The organism is Rhodopirellula halodulae, assembly GCF_020966775.1.
GTDB classification, from domain to species: Bacteria; Planctomycetota; Planctomycetia; order Pirellulales; family Pirellulaceae; genus Rhodopirellula; species Rhodopirellula halodulae.
Genome location: NZ_JAJKFV010000010.1, coordinates 1 through 14,199, shown reverse-complemented (window position 1 = coordinate 14,199; position 14,199 = coordinate 1). Strand labels below are relative to the sequence as shown.

The 14,199-nt window shown below is 55.8% G+C and carries 12 protein-coding genes and 1 pseudogene; 4 read left to right on the top strand and 9 right to left on the bottom strand.

Translation table 11 applies throughout. The annotated features are described in order from the left end of the window. Positions 1–11 precede the first annotated feature (11 nt). From LOC70_RS07660 to LOC70_RS07650, 3 genes are read right to left on the bottom strand one after another with little or no spacing between them, the layout of a single operon-like run. The gene (locus LOC70_RS07660; RefSeq protein ID WP_230253019.1) at positions 12–743 is read right to left on the bottom strand and encodes a polysaccharide deacetylase family protein; all 732 of its coding nucleotides are present in this window, start codon (positions 741–743) and stop codon (positions 12–14) included. Then, positions 740–1,927, bottom strand: coding sequence for a glycosyltransferase (locus LOC70_RS07655; RefSeq protein WP_230253018.1), 1,188 nt, complete (start codon positions 1,925–1,927; stop codon positions 740–742). Before LOC70_RS07655 ends, LOC70_RS07660 begins: the two co-directional genes overlap by 4 nt. Positions 1,928–1,948: 21 nt before the next feature. After that, on the bottom strand, positions 1,949–3,058 hold the full coding sequence (locus LOC70_RS07650) for a sulfotransferase family protein (RefSeq protein WP_230253017.1): 1,110 nt from the start codon (positions 3,056–3,058) through the stop codon (positions 1,949–1,951). Between the two features lie 529 nt (positions 3,059–3,587). Between LOC70_RS07650 and LOC70_RS07645 the strand changes: the two genes are divergently transcribed. Then, positions 3,588–3,875: a hypothetical protein gene (locus LOC70_RS07645; RefSeq protein ID WP_230253016.1), complete on the top strand. Its 288-nt coding sequence runs from the start codon at positions 3,588–3,590 to the stop codon at positions 3,873–3,875. 381 nt (positions 3,876–4,256) lie between these two features. On the opposite strand, the gene LOC70_RS24450 is transcribed toward LOC70_RS07645, so the two are convergent. Both LOC70_RS24450 and LOC70_RS07635 read right to left on the bottom strand, forming a co-directional pair. Further along, positions 4,257–4,922, bottom strand: a complete 666-nt coding sequence (locus LOC70_RS24450; protein ID WP_230253015.1) for a PEP-CTERM sorting domain-containing protein — start codon at positions 4,920–4,922, stop codon at positions 4,257–4,259. Between the two features lie 279 nt (positions 4,923–5,201). Beyond that, positions 5,202–5,960 carry a hypothetical protein gene (locus LOC70_RS07635; protein ID WP_230253013.1) on the bottom strand — a complete coding sequence of 253 codons (759 nt, stop codon included), beginning with the start codon at positions 5,958–5,960 and terminating at the stop codon, positions 5,202–5,204. Between the two features lie 132 nt (positions 5,961–6,092). Here LOC70_RS07635 and LOC70_RS07630 point away from each other — a divergent pair, with 132 nt between their 5' ends. After that, positions 6,093–6,359, top strand: coding sequence for a Trm112 family protein (locus tag LOC70_RS07630; protein ID WP_230253011.1), 267 nt, complete (start codon positions 6,093–6,095; stop codon positions 6,357–6,359). A gap of 110 nt (positions 6,360–6,469) precedes the next feature. Here LOC70_RS07630 and eno read toward each other — a convergent pair whose 3' ends face one another. Continuing rightward, positions 6,470–7,756 (bottom strand): phosphopyruvate hydratase, encoded by a 1,287-nt coding sequence (eno, locus tag LOC70_RS07625; protein WP_230253009.1) that lies wholly within the window; start codon positions 7,754–7,756, stop codon positions 6,470–6,472. Positions 7,757–7,995: 239 nt separating this feature from the next. Here eno and LOC70_RS07620 point away from each other — a divergent pair, with 239 nt between their 5' ends. After that, entirely contained in the window at positions 7,996–8,664 is a 669-nt protein-coding gene (locus LOC70_RS07620) for a riboflavin synthase (protein WP_230253006.1), read from the top strand. After that, positions 8,661–9,665 carry a 16S rRNA (adenine(1518)-N(6)/adenine(1519)-N(6))-dimethyltransferase RsmA gene (rsmA, locus tag LOC70_RS07615; protein WP_230253005.1) on the top strand — a complete coding sequence of 335 codons (1,005 nt, stop codon included), beginning with the start codon at positions 8,661–8,663 and terminating at the stop codon, positions 9,663–9,665. Before LOC70_RS07620 ends, rsmA begins: the two co-directional genes overlap by 4 nt. Here rsmA and LOC70_RS07610 read toward each other — a convergent pair. The 3 genes and pseudogenes from LOC70_RS07610 to LOC70_RS07605 form a co-directional block, all read right to left on the bottom strand. Next, positions 9,656–12,100, bottom strand: coding sequence for a trypsin-like peptidase domain-containing protein (locus LOC70_RS07610; RefSeq protein WP_230253004.1), 2,445 nt, complete (start codon positions 12,098–12,100; stop codon positions 9,656–9,658). The genes rsmA and LOC70_RS07610 overlap by 10 nt on opposite strands. Before the next feature lie 138 nt (positions 12,101–12,238). Beyond that, positions 12,239–12,391 (bottom strand): annotated as a pseudogene (locus LOC70_RS24610) (SHD1 domain-containing protein); the annotation flags it as partial. Between the two features lie 225 nt (positions 12,392–12,616). Beyond that, positions 12,617–13,855, bottom strand: coding sequence for a hypothetical protein (locus LOC70_RS07605; RefSeq protein WP_230253003.1), 1,239 nt, complete (start codon positions 13,853–13,855; stop codon positions 12,617–12,619). Between the last annotated feature and the right edge of the window lie 344 nt (positions 13,856–14,199).

The following is a 14,199-nucleotide window of genomic DNA, read 5'->3' as shown; positions in this document are numbered from 1 at the left end:
GTGACCAGTCTCTATTCTTTCGGCGTCATGCTCTCGATGATCGATTGGTAGCCAATCGGCTGCCATCCCGAAGCAATGCTGTCTTCAAGTTGCCCTCCCAGTCGAAACCGAAGATCGAAAGGATGAATGGCGACTCGCAATGGCTTCATCGCTAGTCGAGCAAGGAGTTCATTGCCGCGATTTAGGCATCGAAGCGACCATTCTCGAAACGCGGTGTCTGCTTCAAAGCCGATCAACGGAAGCCTCACGCGTGTGGATTGGTCGATGCAAACCACCTCGCTCAACGTCTCGACCATGATGAACGGAATCGCCTGCAACCGAGATGAACGAACCCGTCCCATCGCCCACGCAGGAGGAACATACAGCGAGGGCCGGGGGAAACTGTTCTCCAAAAACCAGTCCGCGCACTTGCTCATGAGCTGAACGACGCCGTCCTCGTTCAGGCTAAGGTGCTCCGCAACGTTCCGCGAGAGCAACGTGCTATGCAGGCGGTGCTTCCAACCGCGGATGAATTGACAGCGGTGACTCCAACCATGACCTGCCAATTCACAGCCTTGGCTTTGCCACACACGCAACTGGCTCAAATCAGCCGCTCGCCAATTGCGTCCTGGAACGACCAGAAGCATGATTTTTCGCACGTCATGCCGATGAAACAGAGAGATCAGCTCACCAACGGCATCGATTGTCTCGGGCATCACATCGTGAATGGAGAACAGGGCGGGTGGTCGCGAACGATCGCTCATGCTGCGTCACTCTGCTGCATGGGTGCTTCGCCGATCGCTGCGTCCGCCAAAAAGCTCAACCATTTGCGAAGCGTATGATGGTTGAAATCCTGCACCGCACTCCAGCTCGGCTCAGCTTGTCGTTCGAGATCAACCGATGTCATATTCAACATCCGATCCAGTGAATCGGCGACGGTTTCGTTGGATTCGATATGGAAAAGCCCCGCCGCCAATGACGGCCATTTTGCGATCCCGCATTCTCGCCGAAGCAACACGTAACGTCGCCGTGCCAATGCCTCCAACGCCACCGTCCCGAATGCTTCGATTGCCGACGGAAGCACCAGCACATCGTTCTGGTCAATTTCTTCCCGAACTCGGTCACGGCTCAACCAGCCAAGATAGGACACATTGGACAGTCTTTCTGCGGCGTCGCAGACCATGCCCCGGCCCGGTCCATCACCCGCGATGGCGAACTGTATCTTCGAATGAATCGCGGCGGCATCGAGAACCTCGCCAACTCCCTTTTCGGCCGCCAATCGCCCCACGAAGATGACTCTTCGAATTGGATCGTTTCGGTGAGATTGTGGATGCCGCAAAAAGTCGCAGGCAACCGGTGTCCCCATGATGCGAACATTGCGGGCGCCGAGCGACACCGCGTCTTGATACGCCTCCGAATTGAGCGACACAACCATTCCGGCCTGCGTGATCAACCAACGATTGACCTTCCGCAGCATCCAACCCAGCGGTTTCGAAATCACCCGGGGCCAATACAGTGACAACAAACGATCGAAGTTGGTGTGATGAGCAATCGCCACCGGGATTCGTTTCTCACGAGCGTACTGCAACGCGAAGTACGAAAAAGCTCCAAGCGTTGGCACGATCACCAAATTAGGACGCAAGTCGTCCAATCGACGCCGTAGCTCACAACGATTCGGATAAACCATCCGCTGAGTCTTGTCCCCAGGCATCGGAATCGAAAAACGTTCCAACTGAGCGTCTCGATCAGCGGTTGGGCCAAGTAACTCGATGCATCCGACGTGGCCGCGTAGATGCTCGATCAAATCCATGTAGTACGTCCCCAAACCATTCCTGCCGGCGATCGCGTCCGAGACGATCGCCACCCTCAATCGTCGATATCGACTACTGGGCAAAAGGGATTGTGGAGCGGGCTGGACGGGAATCGCACGCGGGCCTTTGAGTTTCATCGCGTCACATCCAATTTGGTGTCAACAGGAAAGCGTTTCTGGACGGCCGGGAGAAGCGGGAGCCTGACACCGGGACTTCGAATGCAGGCCAAAGCTGCGATCCAACTGGTCCGGATGAAGGCCAAAGGTTTCCAATCGATACCGATGGCGGCTGCTGTACCGCTTTTGCACCGAACACTGCCGCTGCAACGAGAGAAGGCCAGCGGCAGTCACTTCGTACCCGAATTGCTCCATCAGTTCGCGCACTACCGACTCGCTGTCGGAAATCAATCGTTCGTAGGTGATGAGCTGGAATCGCTCGGGTTGGAGCGTGCACTTGAACTCCTCCAACATCCGCCAATATGCTGCGAGCAATTCGACGAACCGAGCCACGATGTCAGCGTCGGTGACGTCGTTCCCAAACCAATTCATTCCTGATTGCAGGGAACTGAGCTGCGACGGGACCGATTCGTGAGGCACTCTCCGCAGCCCCACAATGCACGCATCCGGAAAGGCTTCCGTGAGCACGGGTATCCACGACGTGAAGCTGGGGTTCTTCGATAGCAGACGAAGATGTTGGCCGCGAAAGAAGAGATGCCGCTTCAAAACGCCTGTGTAAACATCAAGCAAAGCGATTTGCTGAGACCGCTGCAGTCGCTCGCAGAAATGCCCGAGCTTCCAAACCCGCTCGCTGCGTGGAGCTCGGATCACATCGAGAAAGCATCCACCGAATGGAAGCAAGGAGAGGTAATCTTCTTCAGGAGAAAACAGCGTCGTGGCGTGGACGTTCTCGAACGAACCCACGAGGCGGCGTTCGACGGCTTGGTACAAACGCCACAAAGGACTCCCCAGCCGGCGATCCGCGTTTCGAAGACGCCGCAACATGTGTTTCTCGCAAACCGCCGGAGCGAGCAACAATTCCCAAAGCGGCATCGTCGTGAACACGCCGCTCTGAGTCGCCATCAAACGATGCAGCAGCGTGGTTCCACTGCGGGGCAGACCAACGATGAACAGCGGTTTGGAGATCGCCACGTCACGAAGCGACGGATACAACCAAACATCCAACCGCAACGCAAAGCGATGAAGCAAAAAGACGGGAATGCAGATCGAAGCAAGGATGAGTGTTCCCACCACTTGCCGAAGACGCGACATCACGCGACACCAATGTCAGAGCAAGGCTGCAAGGTCTGGATTCGACTTGCAGCCAAGCTTGCCACGCGTGGCGTCCACGCACCAGATCGAAGAAGGCTGAATAGTCGTGATTCACATAGTCTTCACGCCCTCCACATCGCCCACCAACAAGACATCCCCCAATCACCAAACGCGGCGTTCGTAGTCACTGCATTTTGCCAGACACAACTATCAACAACACAGTCGGCCTGGTGCGTCAACAGTTCAAACAACGAATCGTTCGCGTAGTTTCCGAGGCAAACAACGACGTCCTCCAAAATCTGCAATCGCACGGATCAACAGTTCGATCAACAAGCCGGTGATCGCCCATTGCTGTTTCGCGGGCGTCTTTATCCTCGGCCAGGCGTTGACAGTCTCCAGGGAGGTCCGCGTTATCTGGCTTGCGGTTCAGACGCACACATTTCTCGTGCAACCTCTTCTTGCTCGGTGAGCAAGTTCTCGGGGCAGTGCCAAGAAATAACTACTGCTAGGAACCCAGCAAGAGCAGTCGATGACTGGTCCCTTGCTCGCTTGCATGTACGCCGACATCGGACAACTCAGCAAAGCCCAGTCACGACTCCTAGAAACGATCAGCGACCGAAACGGAATCACCAAACTGCAAGACAACATCGTTCGATCCCGCATCGCACAAAAATGCGGTCTCAACGAGGCCACAGCCAAGTACTACCAACGAGTCAATGTCGTCTCTCCGCACGAACCAAACGGTGCGAGCACGAAGGATCTAGCTCAGCTATGGTTGAAGTCATTGGACTCCACCCAATCAAAGCAGCAGATATAGAGTAGGCTTGCTTCACAGCACACGAGATTCTGTGCAACCAGACATGGCGGACAAACGCGAGCATCCAGTCAACTCGCGTTCGCAAACAACACCTGCGACATCGCTCGACAGACACCCTAGTGGCGTTTGCCGAGTGTAGAGGACGGAGTCAATGTGAACGGCTCACGCTCTGCAGACGGACTGACATACTCTTGACGCAAACAGAAATCTGTAGCGTGTCTGCTAACACCACGAGGTGAGCTAAGAAGAATCGACAACTCAAAGCTTCAAACATTGGGAAGTTCGACCGGAAGCGAATGCCGAAGATCATACGGATGTAGTGCGCAACTAGTCGGCCAGATTCACATTACGAAACACGAAAGTGTGCCGGCGAACAGCGTTTCAAGCCATCTTGTTTGGTGCGAGCCGAACCTCCCTTCTCCGCTTCAAGACGGCAGCGATGAACAGTCCGCCAATACAGGCTACCGATGACGGCTCCGGAACAGCGACAGCAGTCAGCCCGAAGGTGCTACCGATCGTATCAATGTGCATCTGCTCGTCAAATCCATCCAGACCTCCGGCTGTTGAAGTGTAATTGGCCTGATCAAAGGCACCGGCGGTCCCCATAACTCGGACAGCAAAACCGTCTTCGTATTCCCACGTTTCCCCAGAACCGTCCACATTGGGGTCACCGTAGGTATCAATCACAATCCCATTCTCAAACAATTCGACAGCATCGTCACCGTTGATGATCGCAGAGCCATTCTGAAAAAGCGTATTTGAAAAGTAACTTGAGAAGAACTGTTGACTAGCACTATTCCCAGCAACCACGAGAATGTCCCCTGCTGTGGCAGTTCCTGAAAGTGAAAATTCTTCTCCGTTAGTCCCTCCACCGTTGGTTGACGCCCCCACCCCGTAAATGGACAGATCCGCGACATCCGCTGTTGCAGACAGAAGAATTGCCTTTGGATTACCGCCGGGTAGGTCACCATCCAGGACACCGTGGATAACTAGTGCACCGTTCGCGCGTGCGGCGAAGAACGTCAGAGCAAACAAGCTTGCGGTCACGAATCGATTCATGGTCAGCCGAAACCAATTGGAGGGCGACAAGAAGTAACGTCCCCTGCACCTTACTCGACCCTCACAGGCCGATCACCCCTATCGCTCATATTTAACCCAGTCCCCGCACCCTCCCTCTTCGCTTACCGACCGGCCCCCAATCAAATCAATGCCTACTTAATCCCCATCACAGACTGCTGGGGCGCTACTCAGCTAAGTTATGCAGCATCTGTCCGACGAAGGACTAAACTGAACGTTCTAACCTTCGCCAAATCTTAACGAATTCACTCACCGCCAGACGCTGATGACGGGCAATCCGGCGACTGAGGTGCCGGTGGCTGGTGGGCCGTAGATGGAGGGGTTCGTGGGAGCGAGGGTGGTGGCTCGCAGGCCCGATTGCAGCGAGGAACGGGGGCGTTCTCGTGTCGCGAGGGAAGCGGTGGCAGGGTCGGCTCCGGTGGTGATGGGCTGGATCGATGCGTTGGAGTCGACCGGACGCAAACGAGCCGCGATTTCGGGGCGGATGTTCGACGTGGTCGGAGCGTTGGGAGCCAACTGACCAACGGGCTCGTACTGGACGATTTGGTCGTTCTGCATCCGTGTCTTGTGCTCGGGCACCTGCACCAACTTGGTTTCCGGCTCCCACTTCACCCGTGTCTCGGTTTGGTGCAGCACCTCTGAACGTGCCTCCCAGCGAGTTTCAGGCACGTGACGGTAGGCCAATGTCGGCTGACGAAACGGATTCCAACGGCCTTCCAAACGCGGTTGCAACGTCATGGTGGTCACCGGAACGAACGACGTTCGCGTCACCGGCTTCGTCTCCACCACGGTCTTCGGCGTGTAGACCGTCTGGGAACGCGTCGTCATTTGGACTTCGCTAACGGGCCGTTGGACTTGGCGGATCTGTTTGCGATAAACGATTCCGGTGGCCGGATCCGCGTGCAATTCGCCGCCGTCCTGAGCAACCAGAGCGTTGACCGAGGACAAAGATGCCCCCACCGTCAACAAGCCAACAAACAACGAAACCGTCCGATTGGAATTCCGCATGACAATCCTTCGTCTGCAGGTGGGATCGGGCATGGCAGGGCCGCCCCAAGAAAAGTAGTTTGCCGAGGTTAGAATTCGGAGACGCGCTCGACGCCGTTGAAGTCAAACTTTTGAAACCCCGAGAAGCCAGCCATGATCACCCCGGATATTTTGCCTATCTTGCGTTGCCCAGCAGACGGTGGACAACTCACTTTGGCCGATGGCGAGCTGGTTGAGCGGATCAACGCAGCCATCGCCGCCGGGTCGGCTCGCGACCATTTGGACGAGCGGGTGACGACGCCCATCGAAGGCGGGCTGGTCAACTCCTCCGCCAATCGGCTGTATCCAATTCGCGACGGCATCCCGACTCTGATCGTCGACGAAGCAATCGTCATGACGGGAAACTCGGACGATCAGTGACCGCACGGACGCCTCCAACTCAGCGTCTAATCGAATCACCAACCGCGCAACAAAAAAGCGAAGCCACTTAGGACTCCGCTTTCGTTTTCGTCTAATCAATCACTCGGCGATCAGCCGGTGATTCGTTTCGCGAACAAGGGTCCGCCGTACTGAGCCGCATCGCCGAGCAATTCTTCGATGCGAAGCAGTTGGTTGTACTTCGCCATCCGGTCACTGCGGCTGGCCGATCCCGTCTTGATCTGACCGGTCGACATGGCAACGGCCAAGTCAGCGATGGTGGAGTCTTCCGTTTCACCGCTGCGGTGGCTGCTGATCGAGGTGTATCCGTTGCGATGAGCGAGCTGAATCGCGTCGATCGTTTCGGTCATGGTTCCAATTTGGTTGACCTTGATCAGGATGCTGTTGGCGATGCCTTCGTCGATCCCGCGTTGCAAACGCTCGACGTTGGTCACGAACAAATCGTCACCGACCAATTGAACCTTGTCACCGATCTTGGTGGTGAGTTTCTTCCAGGTGTCCCAGTCATCTTCGTCGCAACCGTCTTCGATGCTGCAGATCGGGTACTTGTCGCACCAACCGGCCAAGAAGTCGACCATTTCATCGCCCGACATTTCGTTGTTGTCCAACGAGTACTTGCCGGATGACTTGTCGTAGAACTCGGTCGAAGCCGCGTCCAATGCGATCCAAACTTGCTCGCCCGCTTTGTAGCCCGCTTTGTCGATCGCGGTCATGATCACATCGAGAGCTTCTTGGTTGCTCTTCAGGTCAGGAGCAAAACCACCTTCGTCACCAACTGCGGTGCTGTATCCCTTTTCCGACAAAACCTTCTTCAGGTTGTGGAAGATTTCGGTCCCGCAACGAAGTGCATCGCTGAAGCGTTCGAAGCCCAACGGCATGACCATGAACTCTTGAATATCGACACCGTTGTCGGCATGCTCACCACCGTTGATGATGTTCATCATTGGTGCGGGCAACATGCGAGCACCGGCACCACCGAGGTAGCGGAACAAAGGTTGGTTGGTCGACGCTGCAGCAGCGTGAGCAACGGCCAGCGAAACGCCGAGGATCGCGTTGGCACCGAGTTCTTTTTTGTTGGGCGTGCCATCCAAGTCGATCATGGCTTGGTCGACGGCCGCTTGATCGGTCGCGTCCATGCCTTCCAGGGCGTCGGCGATCTTGGTGTTGACGTTTTGGACGGCTTTGGTGACGCCTTTGCCCATGAAGACGGACTTGTCGCCGTCGCGCAATTCCCAGGCTTCGTGCATCCCGGTGCTGGCTCCGCTGGGCACGGCGGCGCGACCGGCGGCACCGTCCATCAACGTGACTTCGCATTCGACGGTGGGGTTGCCGCGGCTGTCGAGGATTTGCCGAGCGTGAATCGATTCGATGAGGGTCATGGGTTCACAATGGAATTGGGAGGGAACGGAATTTCAGCCGAATTCGCGGCCGGAAACATTCAATGAGAAAGCTGATTTGAGTTGGCGGACGTTGTCCGATCGGGCGGTATTCTGTCCAATGCCCCGGAAACTGACCACCCGGCACCAATCCTTTGGGTTTTCGGCGATTTCGCTGCGACGTCAACCTTTTCCTGCGATTTCGCCGCGTTTCCATCCACTTCAATCCACAATCCATCTCCATGTTCACCGGTCTCGTCGAATCCGTCGGCCAAGTCACCTCCGTTGAGGAGCAGCCCCCCGGCCGGAAACTGGTCATATCAGCCCCCAATTTTCGCTTCTCGGATCCCGACCGTGACGTGAAGCTGGGCGACAGCATCGCGATCAACGGATGTTGCTTGACCATTGTTGAAATTGACGGCAACGACTTGGCGTTCGAAGCCGGAGAAGAAACGCTCAGCCGAACGAACCTGGGCGAGCTGAAAACCGGATCGCGAGTCAACCTGGAACGTTCGCTTGCCGTGGGCGATCGCATGGGTGGCCACTATGTCACCGGTCACGTCGATTGCATTGGCCAACTGATCGAACGAGTCGACGACCCTCCATGGGCAAATTTGAAGTTCTCGGTCCCGCCCGCCTACGCTCAACAGATCGTGGGCAAGGGAAGCATTGCGATTGACGGAATCAGCTTGACCGTGGTCGATGCCGGCAAAGACTTCTTCACCGTCGCGTTGATCCCGCACACATTGGAAGTCACCACTCTTGGCGGACGCAAAGTCGGCGACCGGATCAACCTGGAGACGGACCTACTCGCCAAATACGTTCAGCGAACGCTGCAATTTGGCAACACAACCTCCTCGAACACTGACGCATCTCAAGACAGCCAGCCACCGTGGAACCAGAACTCATGAGTGACGACAACGAACCCCAACCTTCCGTCGCTCCGACTCGCCCGCCGACCAAATCCGCTTCGGCGAAATCCGCCCCACCTAAACCGGCATCACGTGGGGCTCGGCAAACCGCGACGTACCTTTCCAAACGTTTGACCGCGGCTGGGCTGCGTCCCGTCTCCAAGTACGGTCAAAACTTTTTGATCGACTTGAACTTGGTTGAACTCATCGCACGTTCGGCCGACATCGGTCCGCATGACATCGTTCTAGAAATCGGAACGGGCGTTGGGTCATTGACGTCGATCATGGCTCAACAAGCCGGAGCGATCTTGACCGTCGAGATCGATCAGAATCTGTATCAACTCGCGTCCGAGGAACTCGCTCCGTTCCCGCACGTGAAGATGATCCAAGGCGACGCACTCAAAAACAAAAGCACGTTCCGCGACGACATCATGGAATCAATCCGAGACGCCAAGTCGCGTTTGCCGGATGACAGCAAATTCATGTTGGTGGCAAACTTGCCTTACAACGTTGCCACCCCGATCGTCAGCAACCTGCTGCACCAAACACCTCCACCCGACCGGATCGTGGTCACCATCCAAAAAGAGCTTGGCGAACGCATGGTCGCCGGGCCTGGTTCCAAAGACTACGGCGCATTGAGTGTTTGGGTGCAAGCAACTTGCAAAGCCGAGATCGTTCGCATCCTTCCGCCGAGCGTGTTTTGGCCGCGTCCCAAAGTGGAATCCGCGATTGTTCGCCTGGACGTGGATCACGAACGACGAAGCGCGATCCCGGACCTGAACTACTTTCACCAAACCGTCCGAGCACTTTTCTTCCATCGCCGCAAATTCCTGCGCAGCGTGACCATCAGTGCCATGAAAGGGCGTCTCGACAAACCCGCGATCGACGAGATCCTCAGCCGACTCGGCCACGGCGAGACCGCTCGAACAGAAGAACTCACACTCGAGCAAATCTCCGAGCTGGTGGAAGCCCTCCGCCAAGCGGAATTGAATCAGTTGTAATCGGCTACCGTCATCGCGACAACGAACGGAGCGATCGCACCGGCGAGGCTGGATTCATAGATGACTTCCTTGACCTTTGCTTCCGGACGCGGGTTTTTCAAACGCATCACGTGCAACGCTAAAGTCCAACCCGGCCTCTTCTGAATTGCCTCGTTGGTCCCGGTCCAAGCCACGTCTGCATGCAACAGATCTCTTGGTGTACCTCTAACCCAATTGTCCGTGAGGTGCTCGCCGTATTTCAGCATGCAATGAGATTTGCTGCCGTCTTCGTACACGAAACTCACTGAAGCGACGAAGGATTGGCCTTCCGTTTGCCACTGCTTGCACCCGTTGAGCATGAACAGGTAATCGAATGATTCATCGACGGTAACGCTGACTGACTTGGGATAGTCTTCACGTCGGAACCGACCTTTTAGCTGGACAAACTGATCCAGGATCTGAAATGGAACACCAGCCATCGTAACCTCGCCGCGAGGAACCCCGTTGAGATGGTCCAATGGCATTCCTTCGTTGCCCGAAGCCAGTCCGCAGTTGAGCACGCCAGAAAGATCCAACAATCTCGCATCATGAACCAGACTTGGGTTGTATGGCCCGGTAGCTCGCTCGATCTGCCTCATGATCGCGTTGTTGGAAGCCTCCAGAGACGAGCTACGACCGGCGACATTCGAATTACGGGAGGAGTCATTCTTCGGTGCCAACACAACTTTGGGCGTGGGGACATTGTCAGCGTCTAGGTTATCTAACGGGGTCGACTCTGCCTTCTTGGGAACCGGGTTCGACAAGATGATCGGTGGCATTGCCTGACCTCCGGCGACTTTCCCAATGTTCGCTTTGGCGGAGTCGTTGAGCAACTTCGAAACTTCTTGATCCAACGTTCGCCCCGGATAGCCGAAGGATACAAACTGGATCACACCCTCGTGATCTATCAAATAGATCGTCGGCAAGGATCGAACCTGCCACGACTCGAAGATTCCATCAGACGACGGTTGCGAGATGGAAGGCCAATTCACTTTGCCAATTTGCTGAAGCTGACGGACTGTTTGAGCGTCATCCCCATAAACACCAATGATCTGAAGTTGATCTTCGGTATACAGATGGCGGTAATAACGTAGATGTGGATACAGACGCTCGCTGGGTCCACACCACGAAGCTGAAAACACCACCAACTTCACCGACTCCGACTTTGCATCCAGATTGATTGTTTGGCCTTCTGTCGTTTTCGCTGCTAACGCGGGAGGCGTCACGCCGATCGTTAGATGTTCAACTGCATAGCGAAGTGACTTCGCAATCTCGAGCAGTGACTCACCTTCGATTTTTGCTTGCGTGCGACTGCCGATGACGAATTCCAGCAAACGCAGTACTTGCTGTCTTTCCGCATCCTTCAACGGCTCACTGGAATGCTTCTTCAAATGAATCGCCAGGGCCAAAGCCGAACATGTCTTTGTATCTTCGCGTTGACCGCGCTGCACCAATTCCTTCATGAATGCTCTGGCTGCGTCATGATCAACTGGCACCAAACTGAGAGCGACATACTTCATTCCCTCCTCAGCAAAATGGTCTTTTCGTAGTTGCCGAATAATCCGCTCGACCTGAGGTTGCGCAGACTCCGGCCCAGTTGCCGCCATTTGCAATGCTGCGAATAGAGCTTGAAAAGCAGCTCGAGTATTGGGTTTGGATGCGGCCAGCTCGAGAAAACGCGGCACAAACTCTTTGGCTGGATGCAAATCGTCGAGATCAGTTTTTTCCAAATCACGAACCAACACTTCCTCGATCCTGCGAGAAATCTGAGTCATGATTGCAGCCACCTCGGCTTCCATCGGAATCATCGGGTGATCCCTTGGCGCATGCAGCGGAAACAAGATCAGGCTTTGGGTAGAACGACTTTGTGCCATCAGTTCCACCAAATGCGAAACGTGGACGGCAAATCCAAGTTGCTCTCCAGGAATGATCCAAGTCGCAATGCCGATCACATCACCGTCCAAATCCAAGATGGGTCCGCCACTGCTGCCATTGGAGATCACCGCATCCGTTTGGATCCAGGTCGTGTTTTCATTGGCGTCCAAATCCTTTCGGACTGTCATTGGCAATTCGTCGGTTCGACGCAAAGCGTTGACATTGCCTTGGCTGATCGTGTGACTGAAACCTTGCGGGTGCCCGATAGCGACGACCGACATTCCCAGCGGCGTGTTCGCATCGCGGCGGCTTTTCAGGGGGCGAATGCCAGAGGGTATGGATTCAACTTTCAAGATTGCGAGATCGCGTCCTTCGTCCATTGCAACACAGCCTTCGACTTTCGCGGTTGTTCCGTCACGATAGCGCACTTCGGCTCGCATTGCCTCTTCGACGACATGATGATTGGTGGCAATCAAGTTCGGTCCGATGACGAAACCGCTTCCAAAACCGGAGGCGCCAACCATATCGTTCGTCGAAATCATGACGACGGAATTGGCGATTTCATCCACCCCACCTGCCATCACCCCCGCGACGTTTGCGGAACGCTGTGATGATCTTCTGCCTTCCGATCGACCTGCACCCATATCACCGCGTTGCGAAAATTCATCCTTATGCCTCGCAACATATCTCTGATCAGCCGGACTAAGCCTGTTCAGCGGCACGTCGATGACGGTACCGTCCTCTTTTTGCAGACGGACTTCGCCGTTTTCTAATTGAATCAGTTCTGCTTTCACGCTGAATTTGCCACTGCGATCCGACCACAGACGAGGCATCTCAGCGATGCAGGTATTTCCGGTGATCCAAATCCCAATGAGGACCGGCCAAAAAGCAAATTTCCGTCCGCTTTGCATCATTTCCTCACCACCAAACCGCTCATTTCTACCCCGCTCTCTAGGATGCGGTAGCGTGAGCCGGAGTTCCAGCCTTGGACGGATAGATTCAGTGAATCTTCGCTGGATTAGCTTTGGCGAGTCATCGTGACCCAACCAAGCAGCGTTTCAACGCTGGCGGGCGTGGACGAAGGGAGCTTGCCAGCTTGGGGCGAGTGACGCGTCGTCGATGTTCACCCCGGCTTCCGGGCGTCCGTCGTGGTTGACCAGCGGATGATCGATCAACTGGTTCATCGATTCCCGCGGGATGAAACGCACGCGTCCGTCTTCGTAGAGCACGTTGATCCCGCGACCACCGTGACTGATCAAACCATCCGACGTGGAGGCGGCTTTGTTCAGCAGAGGATCCTCGTCCGAATCCATGTCGACGACTCGCAGGAGCGCCGCATCGCTCATCACGGCAAACGAAGAGCGGCCTTGGAAACGTGGTGACGCGAATTGCTCGCCATCGCGAACGCCGAGGGTGTAGGCGTAGTGCCCGCCAGCGGTCTGTTGCAACCATTGCAAACGAGCGATCGCACGTTGCCATGCGGTTTCTTCCGCCACCGACGTCGCACCCATTTGATTGAATCGTTCCAGCTCGCGAGCCGCATCGTCCAACATCCGCAGCGTGACCAACGTGGCTTGATCAACACTCTCATCGGCCACTTCGATCTGGTCGTCCTCCATGGGTCGCAACCCGCTGGCCTGCCAAAAATCGTTGGATTGAATGGACGGGCAATGAGTCGATGTCGGATCCATCATCAGCCCAGCGGCATGCAAGCGAGGCATGTACATTCCCGCGAAAGCTTGATAGCCCGCGGATTCCACTGACGGCAAGCGAGCTTCCGCGTTGCGATTGACGTACTGCGTCATCGCCATGCCAAGTTGCCGGAGGTTGTCCTGGCACGCTTGTTTGCGAGCCATGAAGCGACCTTCCACCATCGTGGGCAGCGCAATCGCCAACAGAATGCACGCCGCTGTGAACGAGCCCGCCCAGTCGCGCCACGTCCAACTCAGTGAATCGCCGCGTTCTAAAACTGGGGTCAACGATGGTGTCGAAGCACCCGATTCGATCGCCGCCGAAGCTGCATTCGAATTTTGTGCTTGGGGCTCGATTGACTCTTCAGCGGCAGCTTCCGCGCCCGGCATCGGCGGAAGCGGCGGCAGTGAATCCAACGTCCGAGAAACCAAATCCGACGGCGGCGGTTCGATCACCTCAAAGTCTTCGTGAAGCGGACGAAGCTTGCGTTCCAATTCGGCCAGCATTCGCCGAGCTTCCGCACTTTCACGCAGCAGTTTCTCCACCCGACGCATTTCGTCTTCTTCGAGAGCGCCGAGTAAATATCCGAGCAGATCTTCTTGCATTACACAGATGACGGCGAGGATAGAAATGGAAACAAAACGTGGGTGCCCGCCAACGCGGAGGCGTCCGGAGCGGTCTCAAGAACGGAGGACGACACCATCGCGCGGAACTATTGCGAAGCAAGCTGATTCGCAACAAATGGCAACGGGAACGTCCAATGGTTCTTGATTACGACGTGGCGGATCAGAGAGTTCAGTATTTCCGCGGGGCTGCCTCAACCAAGGAAAACAGACCCGAGCGGGCAATCGAGTAGGGTGAGCCAGCGGAGCGACCGCTGACTCAGCCCTCTCACAGAACCGTACGTACGGGTCCGTATACGGCTCCTGTCTTACCTGCCTAAGTTGCC